This is a genomic window from Solirubrobacter soli DSM 22325 (genome assembly GCF_000423665.1).
GTDB lineage: Bacteria > Actinomycetota > Thermoleophilia > Solirubrobacterales > Solirubrobacteraceae > Solirubrobacter > Solirubrobacter soli.
This window is the reverse complement of sequence record NZ_AUIK01000022.1, coordinates 67,997-88,986: the sequence shown is the minus strand read 5'-3', so window position 1 is coordinate 88,986 and position 20,990 is coordinate 67,997. Positions and strand designations below refer to the sequence as shown.

At 72.3% G+C, this 20,990-nt stretch carries 18 protein-coding genes; 12 read left to right on the top strand and 6 right to left on the bottom strand.

The window, feature by feature from the left end:
* Positions 1-76 precede the first annotated feature (76 nt).
* The 3 genes from G569_RS64625 to G569_RS0116845 are packed head-to-tail and all read left to right on the top strand — an operon-like array spanning position 77 to position 4,011.
* A complete protein-coding gene (locus tag G569_RS64625) occupies positions 77-1,198 on the top strand; it encodes a collagen-like protein (RefSeq protein ID WP_053226494.1) in 1,122 nt (373 codons plus the stop codon).
* Positions 1,199-1,231: 33 nt separating this feature from the next.
* Positions 1,232-2,362: a right-handed parallel beta-helix repeat-containing protein gene (locus G569_RS64620; RefSeq protein WP_157592102.1), complete on the top strand. Its 1,131-nt coding sequence runs from the start codon at positions 1,232-1,234 to the stop codon at positions 2,360-2,362.
* 38 nt (positions 2,363-2,400) lie between these two features.
* Entirely contained in the window at positions 2,401-4,011 is a 1,611-nt protein-coding gene (locus G569_RS0116845; protein ID WP_028064268.1) for a hypothetical protein, read from the top strand.
* On the opposite strand, the gene G569_RS49155 is transcribed toward G569_RS0116845, so the two are convergent.
* From G569_RS49155 to G569_RS0116825, 4 genes are all read right to left on the bottom strand, one after another.
* Positions 4,008-5,582, bottom strand: a complete 1,575-nt coding sequence (locus G569_RS49155; protein ID WP_053226492.1) for a 2-isopropylmalate synthase — start codon at positions 5,580-5,582, stop codon at positions 4,008-4,010. The genes G569_RS0116845 and G569_RS49155 overlap by 4 nt on opposite strands.
* Before the next feature lie 143 nt (positions 5,583-5,725).
* Complete coding sequence (locus tag G569_RS0116835; RefSeq protein ID WP_028064267.1) at positions 5,726-6,121, bottom strand: PPOX class F420-dependent oxidoreductase; 396 nt, start codon at positions 6,119-6,121, stop codon at positions 5,726-5,728.
* Entirely contained in the window at positions 6,122-6,748 is a 627-nt protein-coding gene (locus tag G569_RS0116830; protein WP_028064266.1) for a YukJ family protein, read from the bottom strand.
* A complete protein-coding gene (locus G569_RS0116825) occupies positions 6,749-7,798 on the bottom strand; it encodes a substrate-binding domain-containing protein (protein ID WP_037497227.1) in 1,050 nt (349 codons plus the stop codon).
* A 25-nt stretch (positions 7,799-7,823) separates the two neighbouring features.
* On the opposite strand from G569_RS0116825, the gene G569_RS0116820 reads away from it, so the two are divergent.
* From G569_RS0116820 to G569_RS64615, 6 genes are read left to right on the top strand one after another with little or no spacing between them, the layout of a single operon-like run.
* The gene (locus tag G569_RS0116820) at positions 7,824-8,261 is read left to right on the top strand and encodes a MarR family winged helix-turn-helix transcriptional regulator (protein ID WP_211233012.1); all 438 of its coding nucleotides are present in this window, start codon (positions 7,824-7,826) and stop codon (positions 8,259-8,261) included.
* Between the two features lie 56 nt (positions 8,262-8,317).
* A complete protein-coding gene (locus G569_RS0116815) occupies positions 8,318-9,340 on the top strand; it encodes an alpha/beta fold hydrolase (protein WP_028064263.1) in 1,023 nt (340 codons plus the stop codon).
* Position 9,341: 1 nt separating this feature from the next.
* Entirely contained in the window at positions 9,342-9,956 is a 615-nt protein-coding gene (locus G569_RS0116810) for an acetate uptake transporter (protein ID WP_028064262.1), read from the top strand.
* 18 nt (positions 9,957-9,974) lie between these two features.
* Positions 9,975-11,219, top strand: coding sequence for a formamidase (gene fmdA / locus G569_RS0116805; protein WP_028064261.1), 1,245 nt, complete (start codon positions 9,975-9,977; stop codon positions 11,217-11,219).
* A complete protein-coding gene (locus tag G569_RS0116800) occupies positions 11,219-11,464 on the top strand; it encodes an FmdB family zinc ribbon protein (protein ID WP_028064260.1) in 246 nt (81 codons plus the stop codon). Before fmdA ends, G569_RS0116800 begins: the two co-directional genes overlap by 1 nt.
* A 47-nt stretch (positions 11,465-11,511) precedes the next feature.
* Positions 11,512-14,949 carry a hypothetical protein gene (locus tag G569_RS64615; protein ID WP_028064259.1) on the top strand — a complete coding sequence of 1,146 codons (3,438 nt, stop codon included), beginning with the start codon at positions 11,512-11,514 and terminating at the stop codon, positions 14,947-14,949.
* On the opposite strand, the gene G569_RS0116790 is transcribed toward G569_RS64615, so the two are convergent.
* Positions 14,946-16,352 (bottom strand): NAD(P)/FAD-dependent oxidoreductase, encoded by a 1,407-nt coding sequence (locus G569_RS0116790; protein WP_028064258.1) that lies wholly within the window; start codon positions 16,350-16,352, stop codon positions 14,946-14,948. The two genes, G569_RS64615 and G569_RS0116790, sit on opposite strands and share 4 nt — an antisense overlap.
* Entirely contained in the window at positions 16,349-17,746 is a 1,398-nt protein-coding gene (locus tag G569_RS0116785) for an aspartate aminotransferase family protein (RefSeq protein WP_028064257.1), read from the bottom strand. The genes G569_RS0116790 and G569_RS0116785 overlap by 4 nt, the downstream gene beginning before the upstream one ends.
* Before the next feature lie 121 nt (positions 17,747-17,867).
* On the opposite strand from G569_RS0116785, the gene G569_RS0116780 reads away from it, so the two are divergent.
* From G569_RS0116780 to G569_RS61155, 3 genes are read left to right on the top strand one after another with little or no spacing between them, the layout of a single operon-like run.
* Positions 17,868-18,224 carry an ArsR/SmtB family transcription factor gene (locus G569_RS0116780; RefSeq protein ID WP_028064256.1) on the top strand — a complete coding sequence of 119 codons (357 nt, stop codon included), beginning with the start codon at positions 17,868-17,870 and terminating at the stop codon, positions 18,222-18,224.
* Positions 18,225-18,226: 2 nt separating this feature from the next.
* Positions 18,227-20,122 (top strand): proton-conducting transporter transmembrane domain-containing protein, encoded by a 1,896-nt coding sequence (locus G569_RS49150; protein WP_053226491.1) that lies wholly within the window; start codon positions 18,227-18,229, stop codon positions 20,120-20,122.
* Positions 20,119-20,985, top strand: coding sequence for a respiratory chain complex I subunit 1 family protein (locus tag G569_RS61155; RefSeq protein ID WP_028064255.1), 867 nt, complete (start codon positions 20,119-20,121; stop codon positions 20,983-20,985). The genes G569_RS49150 and G569_RS61155 overlap by 4 nt, the downstream gene beginning before the upstream one ends.
* The last annotated feature ends 5 nt before the right edge of the window (positions 20,986-20,990 follow it).

The following is a 20,990-nucleotide window of genomic DNA, read 5'->3' as shown; positions in this document are numbered from 1 at the left end:
TGGGACCGTCGCCGCGCGTGCAGCACAGTGCGCCGCAGTGTTCAGAACTCTTACATTGCCCGCGGTTCTCGCCGCTGTGGCCGTCGTTCTCTCCTTCACGCCGGCGGCACACGCCCAGGCGACGCGTACCTGGGTCTCCGGCGTCGGCGACGACGCCAACCCGTGTTCGCGCACCGCGCCCTGCAAGACGTTCGCCGGCGCCATCAGCAAGACCGCGTCGGGCGGCGAGATCAACGCGACCGATTCGGGCGGCTTCGGCGCGGTGACGATCACCAAGCCGATCACGATCGACACCCGCTCGGTGCTCGGCGGGGTTCTGAACTCCGGCATCAACGGCGTCATCGTCAACACCGACGGCGACGTCGTGCTCCGCGGTCTCGACATCTACGGATCCGACGACACGACCCCGCCGATCGCGCCGTGCGCGTATGCCGGGACCTCCGGGGTCCGGGTGCTCAAGGCGAGGTCGCTGCGCATCGAGGACTCGCGCATCGCCCGCCAGCAGAACGGCATCGAGATCGCGAACACGACCCCGGCGAAGGTCTTCGTGAACCGGGTCGACATCAGCGACAACTGCGCGTACGGCATCAAGGTCGCCCCGGCGGGTGCGACCGCTCAGCTGCTCGTGCAGGACAGCTCGATCTCCAACTCGGGCACCGGATTGAGCGTCGGCGACAACGGCGCCGCCTGGTTGTCGGGCGTCACGTTGTTCGGCAACGCGCTCGGCCTGCAGCCTCTCGGCACCGGCACGATCACCGACGATGGCAACACCACGTCGATCGGCAACACCGACAACGGCGCGCCGACGACCAAGCCGACCCAGAACGCGGCCGTCCCCGGCCCGCAAGGACCGGCCGGCCCCACCGGCGCCACCGGCCCGCAGGGTCCGGCGGGCGAGCCCGCGATCAAGCTGCTCGTCGCCGCCTCCCAGCCGAAGCTGACGTTCAAGGCCGGCAAGGCCGTGTCGCTCAGCTACGCGGCCACGACCGCGGCCAAGAGCACGCTGACGATCGCCAAGGGCACCAAGAAGATCGCGACCGTCAACACCGCGGCCAAGGCCGGCGCGAACACGATCAAGTGGAACGGCAAGGCGGGCAAGAAGGCCGCGGCCGCCGGTGCCTACACGCTCACGCTGATCGCGGTCGGCGCCGACGGGCAGACGGCCAAGACGAGCGTGGCGCTGAAGCTCACGCGCTGACACCTGGGGGCGTTCCGGCCGACTACAGGGGCGATGTCACGACGCTCGCCCCTGCGCGCCCTGCTGATCGCCGGCGCCCTCCTTTTGACCTTCGCCACCCAAGCCAACGCCCAGGCGACCCGCACCTGGGTCTCCGGCGTCGGCGACGACGTCAACCCGTGCTCGCGGACGGCGCCGTGCAAGACGTTCGCCGGCGCGATCGCGGAGACCGCTGCCGGGGGCGAGATCAACGTGCTCGATCCGGGCGGGTTCGGCGCGGTGACGATCACCAAGGCGATCACGATCGACATGGCCGGGATCTCCGGCGGGATCCTCAACACGGGCACCTACGGCGTGGTCATCAACGCGGGCGCGACCGACAACGTCGTGCTGCGCGGGCTCGCGATCACCGGCGGCGCCAACGGCTCCGCGTGCGGCTACGCCGGCGTGAGCGGCGTCCGCATCCTCAAGGCCGGCACGGTCCGCCTCGAGGACGTGCGGATCACCCGGCAGCAGAAGGCGATCGACATCGCGCCCACCAGCCCGGTGAACGTGATGATCAACCGCGCCGACGTCGCCGACAACTGCGTCAACGGCGTCGCGGTCGCCCCCGGCGCCGGCGGCTCCGCCAACGTCACCGTCAAGGACGCGACGATCTCGAACTCCGGGACCGCGCTGAGCGTCGCCGACAACGGCATCGCGTGGCTGACCGGCACGACGCTCTTCGCCAACGCACTCGGCCTGCAGCCGCTCGGCGCGGGCCAGATCAACGACTACGGCGACAACCACCTGATCGCCAACACCGCCGACGGCGTCGCGACCAAGGACCTCAGCACGCCGGGTCCGGCCGGCCCTGCCGGTCCCGCCGGCCCGACGGGCGCCCAGGGCCCGCAGGGCGAGCCCGCGACCAAGCTGCTGCTCGCCACCCCGGGCACCAAGCTCGCGGTCAAGACGGGCCGCGTGCTGACGCTCCGCTACGCCGCCACCGCGGCCGCCGACACGACGCTCACCGTCACCCGCGGCGGCAAGACGGTCGCGACCGTCCGCACCACGAGCAACGAAGGCGCGAACGTGATCCGCTGGAAGGCCCGCGCGGCCACCGGCACCTACGCGCTCAAGCTCAGCGCGGTGGGCGGCGACGGACAGCGCGCGACCGCGAACGTCGCGCTCAAGCTCACGAAGTAGGCCGCGCAACTCGGCGCATGCGCCTTCGTTGAAGGCGCATGCGCGTTCTGCTCGTCTCGATCGGTCTGCTCCTCCTCCCCGCCGGCGTCGCCGACGCGCGACCCGTCTGCGGAGCGGCCACGGCCCGCACGTTGGCCGCGAACGGCGAGGCGCGGATCTACTGGTCCTCGACGCGCACTTACGCGTGCATGCGCGGCCATCGCCCGATCGCGCTCGGCCGCGTGCAGCAGTATCGGCTCGCGGGGCACTACGCCGCGGTCGTCCGCGAGCGGCGGGTGACGGTCCATGACCTCCGCCGACGTGTGAGGACCGTGCGCGGAACGCCGGGCGACCCGGTGAGGCAACTCCTGGTGACGGCGTCGGGAGTGGCGAGCTGGATCGCCGGCCGGACGGCCTACATCAACGCGCATCCACTTCCAGGCCAGACGGTCGCGCTGGCGGGCAGCGTGCTGGTGACCGACGACCACGGGTACTACGCGCTGGATTGGGTGTCCGACTACCGGACGACGGCGGCCGGCACCCTCCTCCGGGTCGGCAACCTGCGCGTCGAGGCTGCCGACGGCAGCGTCTATGTGCGCTACCGCGACCACCCGCGCCGGCTGATCGGCGAGGCGTACCTGGATGACTCGGCCTCCGCCGGCGGCGGCCTCGAAGCGCTGTGGGTGGTGGGTACGACGGTCTACACCCGCTCGTACTTCTACGGGATCGGCGGCGACCCGGCGGGCGCCGACGTGCAGGTGCTGCGCGCCGCCTCGGGCCGGACCCGCACGTTCTGTAGAGGGGACGCGGTCGGGGACGTGGTCGTGACGACGGGCGGCGTGGCCTGCGTCGTGGACGAACCGGCGACCACCCGCATCGACTCCAACGGGCTGATACTGGACCGCTTCGACCGGACGACCACCACGCTCACGCGCGAGGGCGACCGGCTGACCTGGCGCCATGACGGCCAGACGGTCCAGGGCCCGCTTCCCGGCGAGGTCCCCTGTGGCCCGCCGACGGAGGCGACGCTCATCCAGAGCGCGACGGCCCGCGTCTACCGAAACGGTGCCGGCATCGTCGGGTGCGCCGGACCCACGGCCATCGCCCTCGGCGCGGCGAAGGACTTCATCGGCGTCGCGATGGCCGGCCGCTTCGCCGCCGTGCACCGGCGCGGCGAGACGCTGACCGTGTACGACCTCACGACGGGCGCGATCACCGGAACGCCCGCGTCCGCCAGCGGGATGAAGCAGGTCGCGGTCGGCGACACCGGCATCGGGGCCTATCTGACCGCTGACGGCGCCGGAGACACCGTGACCGGCGCCTATCCGGACGTGGACAAGGGCGTCTCGCTGCGGGTCCGCGGCCCGCTGGTCGTGTGGCGCGGGCGGCGCACGCACCTCCACGTCGCGGGCGCGGAGCCGATCGCCGACGGAGTGGTGACCGTCGGCCTGCAGATCACCGGCGGGCGTCTGGTCACGTGGAACCGCGTCGACCTGGGAGCGCCGGCCGAGGTCGCGGCGATCGAGCAGTCCGACCTGAGGATCGCCGTGCTCACCACCGGCCACGAGCTGACCGTGCGCGACTACGACGGGACGAACGTGACCCGGCCGTGCCCGCCGCCGGTGCGTGACTTCACGCTCGACGACCACGGCCGGGTCACCTGCAGCTAGGGGGTGCCGGTGAGCTCGAGCGGCGTCGCCGCCTCGGGCTCCTCGGCCGCCAGGACGACCTTGCGCTCGACGTTGGAGAGTGCGCGCACGTAGGCCAGCGCGGCGGCCTCGATGATGTCGGTCGAGACGCCCTGACCGGCGGCGGTGGAGCCCGAGAGCTCGAGGATCACGGACGCCTCGCCGAGGGCGTCCTGGCCGCCGGTGACGGCGTCGATCCGGAACTCGCGGAGCTTGACCTCGCGGCGGGTGGCGGAGTTGATCGCGCGGAAGATCGCGTCGATCGGGCCGTCGCCGGTGAAGTCGCCGCGCACGGTGTCGCCGTCGGGGGTGACGATCGAGACCGTCGCGTGCGGCGGGCGCCGCGTCGAGGCCTCGACGTCGAACCACTCGAGCGTGTACGCGTGCACGTCGGAGCGCAGCTCGTCGGTGACCAGCGCCTCGAGGTCCATCGCGGTGACGGTCTTCTTCTTGTCCGCGAGCTCCTTGAAGCGCTTGAACGCCTGGTTGAGCGTCTGGCCGGACACGTCGTAGCCGAGGTCCATCAGCGCCGACTGCAGGGCGTGGCGGCCGGAGTGCTTGCCGAGGACGATCGAGCTCACGTCGTCGAAGCCGACGGAGGCGGCGGACATGATCTCGTAGGTCGAGCGCTCCTTCAGGACGCCGTCCTGGTGGATGCCGGACTCGTGCTGGAACGCGTTGCGGCCCACGACGGCCTTGTTGGGCTGCACGCTGTAGCCGGTCAGGCGCGAGACCATCCGCGAGGCGCGGGCGATCTCCTTGGTGTTGATGCCGGTCGTCAGCCCGATGTCGGCCTCGCGGGTGCGCAGGAGCATCACGATCTCCTCCAGCGACGCGTTGCCGGCGCGCTCGCCGAGGCCGTTGATCGCGCACTCGACCTGCCGCGCGCCCGCCTTCAGGCCGGCGAAGGAGTTGGCCACGGCCAGGCCCAGATCGTTGTGGCAGTGGACGGAGAGCACGACGTCGTTCAGGCCCGGGACCAACTCGTACAGGCGGGTCAGGAACGCGGCGTACTCGTCGGGCATCGTGTAGCCGACGGTGTCGGGGATGTTGATCGTGGTCGCACCCTCTTCGAGCGCCGCCTGCAGGACCTCGGCGGTGAACTCGACGTCGGCGCGGGTGGCGTCCATCGGGCTGAACTCGACGTCCTCGACCAAGGAGCGGGCGTGCGCGACGGCGGCGCGCGCCTGGCCCAGCACGTCGGAGCGAGTGGACTGCAGCTGGTGCTGGATGTGGATGTCGCTCGTGGAGATGAACGTGTGCACGCGCGGGCGCTCCGCGTCGCGCACCGCCTCCGCCGCTCGCTCGATGTCAGCCGCATGGGCGCGAGCCAGACCCGCGATCACCGGGCCTTGGACCTCGCGGGCGATCGCCCGTACGGCCTGGAAATCACCCGGGGAGGCGATCGGGAAACCAGCCTCGATGACATCGACGCCGAGCCGCGCGAGCTGCTGGGCGATCTCCAGCTTCTCGGTCGCGTTGAGCGAGATGCCCGGCGACTGCTCGCCGTCTCTCAAGGTCGTATCGAAGATGATGACCCGGTTGGGGTCCATGACGTTCTCCTTTGAAGTTTGGCCTGCTCCTGCTTCGTCTTCTCTCGCGGCTTAGCGGCCGCCCACGCGTTAATCCCCCTTGCGGGGGAGGAGAAGAAGAAGGGAAAGGCCGAGCGAGAACGCCATTCGCGGCAAAGACTAGCTCAGACGTTCCACGCGTGCCAACGATCGATCTCGATCCAGGCGCTGACGCGCGCGCTCTCGCGATTGCCGTAGGGCTCACCGCGGTACTGGACGGAGAGCCGGTCGATGTCCTTCAGGTCCTCGTCGGCCGCGAGCTCGGCAACCCGCCCCTGCAGGCTCACGTGGCGGTACCAATTGCTGTCCAGCACGGTCAGCGAGACGCGCGGGTCGGCGCGCAGGTGCTCGAGCCGGGCTCGGCTGTGGTCCAGGTTGATGAGCACGCGGCCGTCGGGCTCCCACAGGTACCACGTGGCAACGCTGAGCGGGCTCCCGTCCGGCTTGAGCGACGCCATCACGGCGGGGTTGGGCTCGCGCAGCAGCGCCTGGAGCTCGTCGGGCAGAGGCGGTCTCGGCATTCACGGAACCCTGGCAGATCGGGCGTGGCCGGTGCGGTCGTCGGTCGTCCACGACTGCGACTGGAAGCGCAGCAGGATCGCGGTCCAGCTGGCGCCCGCCCGCACGATCAGGCCGCCGTCCTGCCAGACGCCGTCGTCGCGCTTGAACTGGCGCAGGTTGCCCTGGTTGGCGTGGACGTCGTGGATGCCGCGGCCGGGCCGGAACCCGAAGAGAGGGTCCTTGGCGTCGTCCGGACCCCACGGCTCACCGAACGCGTACAGCAGCGCGTCGCGGGTCAGATGGAGGTCGAAGAGCTCGTTGAGGTCGTTGTTCGCCCCCGGCTTGGAGAGCGGGAGCGGCGTGAACTGCTCGGGGCGGCAGAGGTCGCCGCGGACGTAGTCGAGGCCGCGGTCGAGCACGTGCCAGCCCTCGTTGAGCGCCTCGACCCGGTCCAGGATCGGGTGCGCGAAGCGGGGGATGACCGCCTGCGCGACCTCGGAGGGCTTGATGTCCGACCACGAGTTGATCGCGACCCGCCAGCGGGTGGTGCCGACGCCACAGAGCACGTGGTAGTGCGGATCGCGGGACGTGGCCGAGCGCCGGTCGAGGATCCTCGCCTTGAGGACCCCATAGCGTTCGAGCGGCATCTACAGCTGCGCGACGACGTCGAGTTCGAGGTCGTGGGCCTCGGCCAGGTACACGCGCTGGTCGAGATGGCGGCGGCGCATCTGGACCTCGCCGCGCGGGCCCGCGTAGGAGAGCGCCTCGGCGGCCGCGGTCATCCGGCCCACGTCGAGGCTGCCGGCGCGGCGGGCGAGCGCCTCGAGCAGCAGGATGCCCTCGTAACACGACTCCCCCACGCTGTTGAGCGTCGGCGCGTCGAGGCCGAACCGGCGCGTGTAGCGCCAGCCGAAGTCGAGCGACTCGGGCGTGGCGAGCGTCTCGAAGTAGGCCGCGGCGGCGCAGATCCCGCGGGTGTTCTCGGCCCCGGAGCCGGCGAGCGTGTTCTCGTCGATCAAGGTGCTCAGGCGACGGCACGCGTGGTCGAGGCCGGCGGCGGCGAACGCCCGGTTGAAGGTCACCGCGTCCTCCCCCACGAGCAGCATCAGCACGGCGTCGGCGCGCGAGCGCTCGACCGCCTCGACCGTCGCGCGCCAGTCGCTGGTGCCGAGCGGGCGGAAGACCTCGTGGCAGATGCTGCCGTGCGGGGCGCCCGCGTAGGCGTGCGCGGCGCGGGCGGTGACGCGCGGCCAGACGTAGTCGTTGCCGACGATCGCCCAGCGGCGGACGCCGTGCTCGCGGCTGAGGAACTGCATCGCGGGCAGGAGCTGTCGTGACGGGACCTCGCCGGTGAGGAACACGCCCGGCGTGCGCTCGCCGCCCTCGTACAGGGCGGTGTACACGTACGGGACGAGCCCGGCGACGCGCGGGGCGACGACCTGGCGCACCGCCGAGATGTGCCAGCCGACGACCGCGTCGACGAGGCCCGCCGCGGCCAGCGCGCCGACCTCGTCGGCGACCGCGCCCGGGGTCTTCGATCCGTCGATCACGCTCAATTGCAGCTCGCGCCCGAGCACGCCGTCGGCGGCGTTGACCTCGGCCACGGCGAGGCGCGCGCAGAGCTCGCACGAGGGACCGAAGATCCCTGCCGAGCCGTGCAGCGGGACGACCAGCGCAACATTGACGGCGGAGTCCATCGACGCTGGCGTTAGTCTTCCACACGTGGCCAGTGGAGAGGCTGGGACGCTGCATACCGGTGAGGCGCTCGTGCTCGCGATCAGCGACGCGGAACGGCGCCTGACGCGCCGGCTCGCCGCCGTGCTCGCCCACCACGACTGCACGGTCGAGCGCTGGCGCGCGCTCAATCTGCTCGTGCACGGCGAAAGCCATCGCATGTCCGAGCTCGCCGAGTTCACCCAGCTGCCGCCGGCGAGCCTCACCCGCCTCGTCGACGGCCTCGTCGCCGACAACCTCGTGCATCGCAAGCCCGACCCGCGCGACCGGCGCGGCGTGCTGGTGCACATCACCGAGCGCGGGCAGACCCTCGCCGCGGCGCTCTCCGAGCGGATCGCCGCCGAGCGGCTGCTCGGCGACGTCGACGAGCGGGAGGCCGCAGCGCTGCTGGACGCGCTCTCCTCCGTGCTCGCCGCGTTGCGTTGAATTCGTCCATCTGAAATAGTTCCGAACGGAAACATTTCGCTCCTGGGGAGGAGTCGATGGATGAGTTCGTGCAGGACTACGAGGTGTTCGATCTCGGCGATGTCGCGCTGCAGCACGGGGCGACGTTGCGCGACGCCAAGCTCGCGTACAAGACGTTCGGGCAGCTCAACGCCGACAAGAGCAACGCGATCGTGTACCCGACGTGGTACTCGGGGCGCCACTGGGACAACGAGTGGCTCATCGGCGAGGGCATGGCCCTCGACCCGGCCAAGTACTTCATCATCGTCCCGAACATGCTGGGCAACGGGCTCTCGAGCTCGCCGTCCAACACGCCGCCACCCTACAACGGCGCGCGCTTCCCGAAGGTCACGTTCTACGACCAGGTCGCGCAGCAGCACAAGCTCGTGACCTCGTTCGGGATCGAGACGCTTCCGCTGGTCACCGGCTGGTCGATGGGCGCCGGGCAGACCTACCAGTGGGCGGTCAGCTACCCGGACATGGTCCAGCGCGCGTGCCCGTTCTGCGGTTCCTCGAAGACGTCGGAGCACAACATCGTCTTCCTGGAGGGTGTGAAGGCCGCGCTGACGGCGGACGCCGCCTTCCAGGACGGCTGGTACACGGAGAAGCCGGCCAAGGGCCTGCGCGCCGCGGCGCGCGTGTACGCCGGCTGGGGCTTCTCGCAGGCCTTCTACTGGCAGCAGGAGTACAAGGCGATGGGGTTCTCGTCGCTCGAGGACTTCCTCGTCGGGTTCTGGGAGGGCTTCTTCCTGGACCGCCGCGACCCGAACAACCTCCTGACGATGCTGTGGACGTGGCAGAACGGCAACGTCGGTGCCACGCCCGGCTTCGACGGCGACCAGGTCGCGGCGCTGAAGACGATCAAGGCCAAGACGATCGTCCTGCCCGCGCTGAAGGACCTCTACTTCCCGCCCGAGGACGAGGAGTTCGCGGTGCAGCACATCCCGAACGGGGAGCTGCGCGTCATCCCGGGCGTGTACGGCCACTTCGCTGGGGGTGGCGCGAACCCGGTCGACACGAAGTTCATCGACGACACCCTCAAAGAGCTGCTGGCGAGTTGACATGGCCGCGACCATCGATGCGCCGCCCGTGGCGGCGAGCGAGACCGCGAGCGGCGTGCCGCTGTGCGTGTTCGCGTTCGGGTTCTCGGTGCTGGCGCTCTCGTTCGCCAATGCCGGCTGGGTGGACGCCTCGGCCGGGTTGTTCGTGCCGGTCGCCTTCGGCACCGGGGCGTTGGGGATGCTCGTCGGCGGGCTGTGGGAGTTCCGCGGCGGCAACCTGTTCGGCGCGACGTTCGGCGTCGGCTATGCGTGCTTCCTGTTCACGACGCCGATGATCCTGCGCTGGTTCGCGCCGGAGGTCTCCGACGCGGGCCAGTTCGGTGACTCGTTCGGCGCGTACCTGCTCATGTGGGCCGTCTTCACGGCGTTCATGACATATGGCGCCTACTACGTGAACCTGCCGGCGTTCCTGGCGTTCCTGCTGCTCGTGCTCGTGTACCTGCTGGCGGGCATCGTCAACATCGCCGGGCCTGAGGGCACCACGCTGCTGCGGATCACCGGCTGGATCGGGATCCTCGACGGGATCTGCGCGTGGTGGGTGGGCTTCGGCCTGGTGCTCAACGGGATGGGGCCTAAGGCCTTGATCCCGCTCATTCCGTACCCCTACGGCAAGTAGTCAAGGGAGGCAACTGCCATGCCCGAGGTCGTCTTCTCCGTCGACCAGTCCAAGCCGATGGCCGAGCAGGCGGTGCCCGGCCACAACCGCTGGCACCCCGACATCCCGCCCGCGGCGTCGGTCAAGCCCGGGAGTGAGTTCCGGGTCGAGTGCCGCGAGTGGACCGACGCCCAGATTCACAACAACGACTCCGCCAACGACGTGCGCGACGTCGACCTCAACCGCGCGCACATGCTGAGCGGGCCGGTGGCGGTCGAGGGCGCCGAGCCCGGCGACCTGCTGGTGGTCGACATCCTCGACCTCGGGCCGTGCCCGCAGGAGGTCGGCGACGCGCCGGGCCAAGGCTGGGGCTACACGGGGATCTTCGCGCGCGAGAACGGCGGCGGGTTCCTCACCGACCACTACCCGGAGTCCGCCAAGGCGATCTGGGACTTCCACGGTCAGGAGGCGACCTCGCGGCACATCCCGGGCGTGCGCTACACGGGCATCACGCACCCCGGGCTGTTCGGCACGGCGCCGTCGGCCGAGCTGCTGGCCGAGTGGAACCGCCGCGAGCAGGCGCTGATCGACAAGGACCCCGATCGCGTGCCGCCGCTTGCGCTGCCGCCGCTGATCGACCAGACGCTCGCGGGGACCCTCTCCGGCGACGCGCTGGCGAAGGTCGCGCGCGAGGGTGCGCGCACCGTGCCGGCCCGGGAGAACGGCGGCAACCACGACATCAAGAACTTCACGCGTGGGAGCCGCGTCTTCTACCCGGTGCACGTGGACGGCGCCCTGCTGTCCGGCGGCGACCTCCATTTCAGCCAGGGCGACGGCGAGATCACGTTCTGCGGCGCGATCGAGATGGGCGGGTTCATCGACTTCGGCGTCGAGCTGATCAAGGGCGGCATGGCCAAGTACGGCGTCACCACGAACCCGATCTTCATGCCGGGGCGGGTCGAGCCGCGCTACTCGGAGTTCCTGACGTTCATCGGCATCTCGGTCGACGAGGGCGGCGAGAACCACTACCTCGACGCCACGATCGCCTACCGGCGGGCGTGCCTGAACGCGATCGCCTACCTCAAGACGTTCGGCTACACCGGCGAGCAGGCGTACCTGCTGCTGGGATCGGCGCCGATCGAGGGACGGATCTCGGGCGTCGTGGACATCCCGAACGCGTGCTGCTCGCTGTATCTGCCGACCGCGATCTTCGACGTCGACATCCGGCCGACCGCCGACGGCCCGACGCCGACCGACCGCGGGACCTCGGCGCTGGCGAGCTGATGCCGCTCTACGACTTCGTGTGCGAGGGGTGCGGGCCGTTCGAGGCGCGGCGCCCGGTCTCCGATCCGGGCGCCGCCTGCCCGTCGTGCTCCGCCCCGGCCCGGCGCGTCTTCAGCGCGCCGGGGGTGCGCCGCATGGGCGCGCCGCTGCGACGGGCCCTCGATCGCGAGGAGCGCAGCGCAGGTACGCCCGAGGTCGTGTCGCGGCCGGGGCCGGGCCGGCCGCTCCACCTGCACTCGCACTGATTAAAGGAGTATGAGACGACGGCGGAGCGGGTACCCGCTCCGCCGCGATGATCCTCAGGCCCCTGTGCATCGCGGCGGTCCTCGCGGCCGCCGCGGCCGCCCCCGCCGCCGCGCAGACCTCGTCTGTGCCTTCGCCGTTCCCCACCGGCTCGAGCCCGTCCTCGATGGTCGTCGACGGGGACGTCGTCTACATGGCGGGCGCGTTCCGGCTCGGGCCGCCGTCCTCGCCGTTCTCGGTCATCTCGGCGGTGGACGGCGCATTCATCCGCGGCTACCCGGGCATGGTCGACTGGGCGATCCCGCCGTACACGGACGGGAGCGTGCTGCCCACCGAGGCCGAGTCGGTCGAGTCCGACGGCGCCGGCGGCTGGTTCGTGAGCGGGAGCTTCCAGCGGGTCGAGGGAACGTCGATCGAGAACCTCGTCCATATCCGCGCGGACGGGAGCGTGGACCCGGTGTTCCGGCCGGAGAGCAACGGCGTCGCGTACTGGATGCTCCTGCGTGACGGCGTGCTGTGGGTCGCGGGCACGTTCAACCGGATCGGCGGGCGCACGATCAAGGGGCTCGCCGCGCTCGATCCGAGCACGGGCGCGGTGTTGGATCGCTTCCCGCACGGCCTCAACGGCGCCGCGTGGGACATGGCGCTGGACCCGGTGTCCGAGCGGCTGTACGTCGTCGGCGGGTTCTCGCAGGCGGGTGGGGACGCGCATCCGCGGATGGCGGCGATCGACCCGGACACGGGCGCCGTGCTGGACTGGACCGCGGCGCTGCCGCCGGGCGAGGCGTCGCGCGTGTCGGCGTACGGCGACACCGTCTACGTGTCGGGCGACATGCACGATGCGCGCTACGAGGACATGCGGATCGGCGCGGTCGCGCTGCGAGCGTCGGACGGGTCGCTCCTGCCGCTGGACTTCGGGATCTATGAGGGCGGCGAGGTCGTCGCCACGTCCCGGGCGGTGGTGATCGGCGGCGAGTTCAAGGACGACAGCAACGTGCAGGCGTTCGCGCCGGGCACCGCGACCCGCCTCGGGTGGTTCGCGGGCGAGTGGGAACCGACCGCGTTCGAGGTCTGGGGCGATCGCCTGCTCGTGTCCGGGCTCAGCGGCGGGCTCGTGGGCATCGATCTGCGGACGGGCGCTCCGGACGGCTTCGTCGGAGGCGCGGGTGGTCGGGCCAACGACATCGCGATCGGCGGCGGGCGGATCGCCGTGGCCGGGCGGAGCGTGGGCAACGGGCCGAGCGCGACGCGCGACGGGATCGCCGCGATCGATCTGCGGACGGGCGTGCCGACCGGGCTGTCGCTGAAGGCCGGTGGGCAGCTGCCGGGCTTCCCGCCCCGCTACGGCGGCGCCGGCGTCGTCGCCAAGGCCGGCGACTGGCTCTACGTCGGCGGCGACTTCACCGAGATCTCGGGCCGGGCCGAGAAGGGCGTCGCCGGATACAACGTGCGCACGGGCGAGTGGCGGGATCTGCCGGACGTCACCGGGCTCGTGACGGCGCTGGCCGTCAGCGGCGACCGGCTGTTCGTCGGCGGCCGGATCTCGAAGATCGGCGGCGTCGACGTGTTCAACCTCGGCGCGATCGACCTGGCGACGGGAACCGCGCTGCCGTGGAGCCCGGTGCTCGACGACCAGGTCATCGCCATGGCCCTATCCGGCCCGACGCTGCACGTCGGCGGGCGGTTCTCGCCGTATCTGGTCGCGTACGACGCGTCGACGCTGGCGCGGTCGACGGTGTTCACCACGACGGCGGGGTCGTGGGTCGAGTCGATCGTCCCGGACGGGTCCGGCGGCGTCTGGTACGCGGGCCAGTTCGACGGCGGTGTCGGTCACCTGCGCGCGGACGGCTCGGTCGACCCGGCGGTGCCGCGGGTGGACAAGGACGTGTACGCGATCGCGGTCGCGCCGGACCGGCTGTACCTGGGTGGCTACTTCGACGCGGTGAACGGGGTTCCGCGCGACGGGTTCGCGGAGATCCGGCTCCCGGACCGGGTGGTGACGTCGTTCCGGCCGCACCTCGATCCCACCGTGCTGGACCTGGCGATCGCGCCCGGAGGCGTGTTGGCGTCCGGGCTGTTTCAGATGACCGAGCTGACGAGCGCGAACGGGCTGGCGCGGTTCGGGCCGGCGCAGTCGGTGCCGCCGCCGGTCGCGGTGTCGGCCCCGCGGATCTACGGGAGCCGGTTCCCGGGTGGCACGCAGCGCTTCGAAGGGCTCGAGTGGAGCGGCTCGCCGACGTTCGTGCAGACCCGCTGGCTGCGCTGTGACGCCGACGGCGAGGGCTGCGTCGAGGTCGAGGACGACACCTGGCTGATGGGCGTGCGCGAGGCCGACGCCGGCCATCGCTTCCGCGTCGAGGCGGTCGCGTTCAACGACGGCGGGATGTCCGCCCCGGTGCGGTCCGCTCCCGGCCCGCTGATGGTCGGGCACGGGCCGCGGACCGTGGTCGGGCCGCAGCTGTGGGGGCGGCCGGTCGTCGGGTCGCTGCTGACCGCGGACGCGGGCCTCTACGAGCCGGACGCCGCGACGGCGAGCGTCGGCTTCGAGCGTTGCAACGCGTCCGGCTGCACGGATCTGACGGGCGTCGACGGGACGTACACGGTGCGCGCGAGCGACGTCGGGTACCGCATCCGCGTGCGCGCGTGGCCGGGCTACGCCGACGACGACTTCGTCGAGCCGCTCTCGAACGAGATCGGGCCGATCGTGGCGTCGCCGGCAGGTGCGCCGCCGGCGGCGGTCGCGCCGACCCTCGACGGCGCGGCCCGCGCGGGCGAGATCCTCCGCGCGTCCGAGGCCACCGGATCGTCGCGCTACGGCTGGCTGCGCTGCGACGCCGCGGGCGACACGTGCGCCGAGATCGCCGGCACGGGACGCGGCCACCGCCTGGACGACAGGGACGTCGGCCACCGCCTCCGCACCTTCGTCATCGCGTACGGCGCGGGCGGCAGGTCCGCGCGGGCGGTGAGCGCGCCGAGCGCGCTGATCGCTCCGGACCCGACGGCAACGCCGACGCCGACCGCGACGCCCACGCCGACCGTGACCGCAACGCCGACGCCGACCGCAACGCCGACGCCGACCGTGACCGCAACGCCGACGCCGACCGCAACGCCGACGCCGACCGTGACCGCAACGCCGACGCCGACCGCCACGCCCACTCCGGCGTCCGCCGAGACCCCCGTGGCGGTTCCCGTGGGCGGCGTGCGCGATCCGTCCGGGCGCGTGCGCGACGGCGTCGTCGCCCCCACGCGCATCAGGATCCAGAGCGCGTCGGCGCGGCGTGTGGCGGTCGTCGTGACCGACCCCGCCGGCGGTCGTCAAGCCGTGGTGGTGCGGCTCGCGACCGGCAGGCGGACCGTGCTCGGCAGGACGACCGTCTCGTTCCGCGCCGGGGTCGCGCGGACCGTGCGGATCACCGTGAAGGGGCGGGCCGGGTTGCGCGTGCGCGCCGAGGTGGGCTCGGCGCGCAGCGCGGTCAGGCGGCTCTAACGCGCGACGTGGATGCCCAGCGCGCGCGGGGCCGCGGCCACCGCGCGCGTCAACGGGTCGACAGTGCGACCCTGCTCTTCCAGACGCTCTTTACGTATGAAGGCACGGCGCACCAGCATTCCGCCCGCGAATGCGATCGGCTCGGGCGGCACACGGACGGGCGCGGGGTCGACGACCGCGAGGTCGCTCCGCTCGCCTGAGGCCAGCGACGCGAGCACGCGGCCGGCGAGGTGCGAGGGCCCGACGCCGTTGCCGGTGAAGCCGAACGCGTAGTGGACGGGCGCGCCGTCGAGCGTGCCGATCTGCGGGAGATGACTCGGGGAGACGTCGATCGGACCGCCCCAGGCGTGCGTGATCGCGCGGCCTTCGAGCGCCGGGAACATCTCGACCAGGTGCTTGCCGGTCTCGGCGGCGACCGCGGCGTCGACCTCGACCTTGCCGCCGAGGCGGGCGCCCGGAGCCAGCCGTCCCCCACCCCACCCGAACGCGATCCGGTCGTCGCGGGTCGTGCGGAAGTAGTGCACGAACACGCGCGCGTCGGTGATGCACTCGCCGCCGCGCCAGCCCAGCTCGTCCAGCACATCCGGGACCGGCTCGGTGAGGACGATGTGCGACGACGTGACCGAGATGCGCGACTTCAGCGGGCCGAAGCCGCGGGTCGCGGCGTTGACGGCGAGCACCGCGGCGCCCGCGCGCACGCGCCCGCCGCCGGTCTCCGCGGTCACGCCGGCCGCGTGGGTGTGCAGCGCCCGCACCCGCGAGCGCTCGAAGACCTCGACGCCCGCTCCGCGCACGCGATCGCGCAGGCCCAACGACAGCCGCGCGGGCTGGACGGTGGCGTCGTCGCGCACGAACAGCCCGCGCCGGAACCGCGGCGAGTCGCAGCGGTGGCGCACGCCGGACTCGTTGAGCTCGCGCACGCGGCTCCGGGGCGCCACGGCGAGGATCTCGTCGACCACCGCGTCGTGGGCGGGCGCCGTCGAGGCCATCATGTACCCGCCCTGGCGGAACCACGCGTCGACGCCCTGCTCGTCGCACCAGGCGCCGATCATCTCGACGCTCTCGGTCGAGGCCTGGCAGATCTCGATCGCGCGGTCGCGGCCGAAGCGCTCGATCAGCGACGGGAGATGCGTCCACAGCGTCTCGCAGAACCCGCCGTTGCGCCCGCTCGGCCCATGCCCGCACAGCTCGGCCTCGAGCAGCACGACCGACGCGCCACGCTCGCGCAGCTGCCACGCCGTCCACAGGCCGGTATAGCCGCCGCCGATGACGACGACATCGGCGCTGACGTCGCCGTCGAGCGGCGGCGCCGGATCGACGCCGCCGGCTTCGGCGAGCCAGTAGCCGTGCGCTGTGTGGACGAGGCCCGGCATCGCCGCGCCGCGCCGCACCGCGACGGTCATCCCGCGTAGAAGCGCTCGGAGGCGTCGGCCAGCACGGCCTCCGCCTTGGCCGCCATCTCCTCGAGCTCGGAGCGGGTCGAGATCAGCGGCGGCGCGAGGTGCAGGACGGCGTCGCCGCGGTCGTCGGGCCGCGCGATCAGCCCTTCCTCGAGCAGCCGCCCGGCCATGAACCCGCGCAGGAGCTTCTCGCGCTCCTCAGCGGAGAAGCGGGACTGATCGGCGTCGCGCACCAGCTCCAGCGCCCAGAAGAACCCGGCGCCGCGCACATCGCCCACGATCGGCACCCGCGACTTGATGCCCTCCAGCAGCTCGCCCATGTACGGCTCGAGCGCCCGCACGTTCTCGAGCACGCCCTCACGCTCGAAGATCTCGACGTTGCGCAGCGCGATCGCCGCCGCCACCGGGTGCCCGGCGAACGTGATGCCGTGCATCAGCATCCGGCCGTCCTCGTACAGCGGCTCGGCGATCCGGTCGCTCACGAGCACCGCGCCCATCGGCGCGTAGGCCGACGTGATGCCCTTCGCGCATGTGATCAGGTCCGGGGCGACGTCGTAGCGCGAGGACGCGAACCACTCGCCGATGCGGCCGAAGCCGGTGATCACCTCGTCGGCGACCAGCGCGATCCCGTACTTGTCGCAGAGCGCGCGCAGCCCCGGCCAGTAGCCGTCCGGGGGCGTCAGGCACCCGCCCGCGTTCTGGACGGGCTCGGCGATCAGCATCGCGACCGTCTCCGGCCCCGCCTCGAGGATCGTCCGCTCGGCCTCGTCGAGCAGGCGCGCGCACAGCGCGGCGTCGTCGTCGCCGTCGGGGTCGCGGTAGCGGTTCGTGTTGGAGATCCGCACGACCGGGATCGGCGCCGCGCCGAACGGCTCCTTCATCGGCCGGACGCCGGTGAAGCTCAGGGCGCCGAGCGTGACGCCGTGGTAGGCGATCTCACGCGCGATCGCCTTGGTGCGCTGCGGCTCGCCCTTGGCCAGGTAGTGCTGGCGGACGATCTTCCACGCGGCCTCGACCGACTCCGAGCCGCCGTTGGTGAAGAACACGCGGTTCAGGTCGCCCGGCGCGCGCTCGGCGAGCGCGGCGGCGAGCTGGATCGCCGGCGGGTGCGCGGTCGCCCAGTTGGTGTTGAAGGCGAGCGTCGAGAGCTGCGTGCCGGCGACCGCGGCCATCTCCTCGCCGAACGAGTAGCCGATCTGGCAGCAGAACAGCGACGACAGGCCATCGAAGTAGCGCTTGCCGTCGGTGTCGAAGACGTAGGCGCCCTCGCCCCGCTCCAGCACCAGGAGCGGCTTGCCGTCCGGCCCGAAGGCCCCGTTGCGGGTGAAGTGCATCAGCAGGTGCCGGTGCGCCTGCTCCTGGAGCGATTCCGAACCCACCGTGTCGGCCACAGTCATGCCGACCATGCTCGCCCTGCCCGTGGGGGCCTCGCAATGGGCGAAGCGTCGCGTTCGGCCGGCGAATCGTCGACGGACCGTCATTCCTGTTCATCTTCGAAGTTTGTAAGATTCTAAGTCAATGCCGTACCGCACCGGCCAACCGCCCGTCTACGCCCTCAAAGCCGACTTCTTCCGGACGCTCGGTCATCCGGCACGCGTCCGGATCCTCCAGATCCTGCGCGAGGGTGAGCAGACCGTCGGCGCGCTGCAGGCCGCGCTGGACCTCGACTCCGGCGGGACCTCCCAACACCTGGCCGCGCTGCGCAAGCAGGGCCTCGTGACGAGTCGTCGTGAGGGGACGAGCGTCTTCTACCGCGTCAAGGACCCGCGCATCCTCGAGCTGTTGGAGCTCGCCAAGGCGATCCTGACCGCCGGGCTCGAGGACAACCGAGCGCTGCTCGACGAGCTCGCGGTCGAGGACTTCAGCCCCCGCTGAACATGGGCGTCGTCGCGCTGACCGGAGCGCTGGTGCTCGCGCTCGCCGGCGTCGTGACGGCGCTACCGGGGCGGCTGCGCGGCGGGTTGGCGCTCCAGGCCGCGGGGATCGCGCTGCTGGGCGCCGCGGGCGTGGGTGTGCTCGTGGACGGCGGGACCGTCGGCGCCGAATGGCGCGAGGGCTTCTCCCCCGCGCTCGGATTGGACCCGCTCAGCGGCTTCTTCCTCGCCGTGCTCGCGGTCACGGCCGTGCCCGCGCTCGTCTTCGCCGGTTCGTATCTGCGCTCGCGGGCGGCGGGCGCGCTCATGGCGCCGTTCCTGCTCTCGCTCGCCGGGCTGCTGGCCGCGCGGGACGTCTCGACCTTCCTCGCGTTCTGGGAGCTGATGACGCTGGTTCCCGCCGCGGCGATCCTCGTGGCGCACAACGACGCGCCGACACGCTCCGCGGTCCAGCGCTACGTCGCGATCACGCACCTGGGCGGCGCGGGCGTGTGGATCGCGCTGCTGGTGCTCGCCGCGCCCGGGCCGCTGAGCGCCGCGGCGACGACCGTGGTGGCGATCGCGGCGCTGATCGGGTTCGGCACCAAGGCCGGCCTCGTGCCTCTCCACAGCTGGCTGCCACGTGCGCACCCGGTCGCCCCGGCGCCGTTCTCGGCGCTGATGTCGGGGGTGATGGTCAAGGTCGCGCTCTATGGGCTGATCCGCGTCGAGCTCGAGTGGCTCGGCCCGGCGCCGCGCTGGCTCGGGTTCGCGCTGCTGGCGGGCGGCGTGGTGTCGGCGCTCGGCGGCGTCGTGTGGGCGCTGCTGCAACAGGACCTCAAGCGGCTTCTGGCCTACAGCACGATCGAGAACGTCGGCGTGATCGTCACCGCGCTCGGCGCTTCCGTGCTGATCGCCGACCCGTTGTGGGCCTCGCTCGCGTTCGGAGCAGCGCTGCTGCACACCGCGACCCACGCCGTCTTCAAGACGCTGCTGTTCCTCGGGGCGGGAGCGATCGAACGCGCCACCGGCACGCTCGACCTCGATCGCCTCGGCGGCCTCGCGCGACGCATGCCCTGGACGGCCGCGGCCTTCGCCATCGGCTGCGCATCGATCGCCGGCGTCCCGCCGCTGAGCGGATTCGCCTCGGAGTGGCTGACGCTGCAGTCGCTGGCGCACCTGGGGTTCGACGGACCGGTCGCGAACGGGCTGGCGGGCGCCGCGGCGCTGGCCGCGATCGCCGCGACGGCCGCGCTGGCGCTGCTGTGCTTCGTCAACGTCGCCGGCCTCACGCTGCTGGGCGCGCCGCACGGCAGCGCAGCGGCAAGCGGCGGCGCGCTCGCGGACGGAGAGGCGCCGCTCGCGATGCGCGGCGCGCTGGTGGTCCTCGCGGCGGGGTGCGTCGTGCTGGGCGTGGCGGCGCCCGCGCTGATCGGAGTGCTCGCCGAGCTCGCCCCTGGCGCGCCCGCGCACCCGACCCCGACCGGGACGGGCTCGCTGCCCGCCCCCGCGCTCGCGGTCGTCCTCGTCGCGCTCACCGCGCTGCTGGTCCGGGCGCGAGGCGCCCGGCGTGCCGCGCCCGCGCCGACGTGGGCCTGCGGGCAGCCCGTCACGGCCGCCTTGCGCTGGACGTCGGCCGGATTCACGAAGCCGATCCGGCTCGTCCTCGAAGCGCTGCTCAGGCCGCGGCGTGCGCTGCTGGTCGAGTCCGCGGGCGGGGTCGTGCAGCGCATGCGCTACGAGCGCCATCTGGCCTCGCCCGCCGATCGGCTCCTGTATCGGCCGGCGATCCGGGGTGCGCTGGCCGGGGCGGCGGTCGCCCGCCGGCTGCAGACCGGCAACGTCCGCACGTACGCGGCATACCTGCTCGCGCTCGTGCTCTGCCTGCTGGCGCTCGTCCGGGTGGGCGGGCTCGGGTGATCGCGCTGCTGGCCTCCGTCGTGCTCGCGCCGCTGCTGCCCGGGACGATCCAGACGCTCAAGGCGTTCGCGCAAGGCCGCCGCGGCGCTTCGCCGCTGCAGCCGTACCGGACACTCAAACGGCTCTGGGGCAAGAGCGCGGTCGACCCCGCGGGGACGACCGCCGTCTACGGGGTCGCGCCCGCGCTCGTCGCCGCCTGCCTGCTGGCCGCGCTCGCGGTGCTCCCGCACGGAGTCGGCCTCGGCCACGACGCCTTCGTGCTCGCGGGTCTGCTCGCGCTCGCGCGGTTCGCGATCGCCGCCGCGGCATGGGACACCGGCAACGGCTTCGCGCTGATGGGCGTGGCGCGTGACCTGGCGCTGGCCGTGTTCGCCGAGGCGCTGCTCGTGCTCGCGCTGCTGCTCGCGGCCCAGCCGGCGCACAGCACCGACCTGGTCGCGATGAGCGCGGCCGCGGCCGGCGGTGAGATCTGGCGCGAGCCGTCGCACTGGTGCGCGTTGCTGGCGTTCGCGCTGGTCGTCGTGGCCGAGACCGGCAGGCAGCCGGTCGACAACCCCGACACCCACCTCGAGCTGACGATGATCCACGAAGGCCCGCTGCTCGAGTACGCCGGCCGCGATCTCGCCTACCTGCAGTGGGCGGCGGCCGCGCGCCACTGGGTCGTGCTGGTCCTGGCCGCCGAGCTCGCGCTCCCGCATGGCGCGTCGCCCACGCTCACGCTCGCCCCGGCCCTGCTCGCGCTGTGCGTCGTCCTCGCGGCCGTCGAGACCGCGCAGGCCAAGATGCGGATCCTGCGCGTGCCCGCGCTGCTCGGGCTCGGCGCACTGATCGCGCTGGTCGGCGTCGGAGCGTGGCTGGCATGACCGAG

Excerpts from the sequence above, each read along its gene's own strand:
- G569_RS64620 (WP_157592102.1), top strand. The coding sequence starts at position 1,232 with ATGTCACGACGCTCGCCCCTGCGCGCCCTGCTGATCGCCGGCGCCCTC.
- G569_RS0116845 (WP_028064268.1), top strand. The coding sequence starts at position 2,401 with ATGCGCGTTCTGCTCGTCTCGATCGGTCTGCTCCTCCTCCCCGCCGGC.
- G569_RS49155 (WP_053226492.1), bottom strand. The coding sequence starts at position 5,582 with ATGGACCCCAACCGGGTCATCATCTTCGATACGACCTTGAGAGACGGC.
- G569_RS0116835 (WP_028064267.1), bottom strand. The coding sequence starts at position 6,121 with ATGCCGAGACCGCCTCTGCCCGACGAGCTCCAGGCGCTGCTGCGCGAG.
- G569_RS0116830 (WP_028064266.1), bottom strand. The coding sequence starts at position 6,748 with ATGCCGCTCGAACGCTATGGGGTCCTCAAGGCGAGGATCCTCGACCGG.
- G569_RS0116825 (WP_037497227.1), bottom strand. The coding sequence starts at position 7,798 with ATGGACTCCGCCGTCAATGTTGCGCTGGTCGTCCCGCTGCACGGCTCG.
- G569_RS0116815 (WP_028064263.1), top strand. The coding sequence starts at position 8,318 with ATGGATGAGTTCGTGCAGGACTACGAGGTGTTCGATCTCGGCGATGTC.
- G569_RS0116810 (WP_028064262.1), top strand. The coding sequence starts at position 9,342 with ATGGCCGCGACCATCGATGCGCCGCCCGTGGCGGCGAGCGAGACCGCG.
- fmdA (WP_028064261.1), top strand. The coding sequence starts at position 9,975 with ATGCCCGAGGTCGTCTTCTCCGTCGACCAGTCCAAGCCGATGGCCGAG.
- G569_RS0116800 (WP_028064260.1), top strand. The coding sequence starts at position 11,219 with ATGCCGCTCTACGACTTCGTGTGCGAGGGGTGCGGGCCGTTCGAGGCG.
- G569_RS64615 (WP_028064259.1), top strand. The coding sequence starts at position 11,512 with ATGATCCTCAGGCCCCTGTGCATCGCGGCGGTCCTCGCGGCCGCCGCG.
- G569_RS0116790 (WP_028064258.1), bottom strand. The coding sequence starts at position 16,352 with ATGACCGTCGCGGTGCGGCGCGGCGCGGCGATGCCGGGCCTCGTCCAC.
- G569_RS0116785 (WP_028064257.1), bottom strand. The coding sequence starts at position 17,746 with ATGACTGTGGCCGACACGGTGGGTTCGGAATCGCTCCAGGAGCAGGCG.
- G569_RS0116780 (WP_028064256.1), top strand. The coding sequence starts at position 17,868 with ATGCCGTACCGCACCGGCCAACCGCCCGTCTACGCCCTCAAAGCCGAC.
- G569_RS49150 (WP_053226491.1), top strand. The coding sequence starts at position 18,227 with ATGGGCGTCGTCGCGCTGACCGGAGCGCTGGTGCTCGCGCTCGCCGGC.